This window comes from Pseudomonas sp. EU05-FHT14B02, from assembly GCF_058791055.1.
On sequence record NZ_JBYTDD010000073.1, the window covers coordinates 1 to 578 of the forward strand.

Annotated in this window: 1 protein-coding gene; it reads left to right on the forward strand. The window is 57.8% G+C overall.

The window, feature by feature from the left end; all coding sequences use genetic code 11:
• A partial coding sequence (locus tag AC3WTM_RS29535) for a transposase (RefSeq protein WP_492587685.1) occupies positions 1-578 on the forward strand: 578 nt, incomplete at both ends.

Sequence of the window (578 nt, forward strand, 5' to 3'; positions counted from 1 at the left end):
GAGTTGCGTCCTTGGACCCCGCCCTCACCGCTGTACCGCCAGCTCCTGAGCCTTTTCCGCCGTCGCGCAGCCTTGGTCCAGGCCAGGGTCGGCCTGGTGCAGAGCTGGGCGAATGAGCCGCTGCTCAAGGCGGCTTTTGCCGAGCAAGTGAAGTCCATGCAGCAGCTTGAGACGTTGATCGAAAAGACGATCAGCGATCAGCTCAAAGAAGCCGGCTTGCTCGGTCAATTGAAGCGCTGCCTGAAAGTTGAGGGTATTGGATTTCTGACTGGGGCCCGCTTGATAACCGCATTTCAGCGAGGAGATTTTAGAAACGCGGATGCCTTTATCGCCTTCCTGGGCATGGATTTACGGGTGGCGAAATCAGGACAGAAGGACGCTCGCCGCAGTTTGACCAAGCGCGGTGACCCCGAGGCTCGCCGACTTCTGCACAATGCAGCGATGTCGGCTAGCCGTACGAAAGCCTGGAAAGGGTATTACGAAGAACAAAGAACTCGGGGTTTCAGCACCACTCAGGCGTTGGTGATGCTGGCTCGCAAGCTTGCTCGGGTGGTATTCGCCTTGCTGAAAGGGCAAAG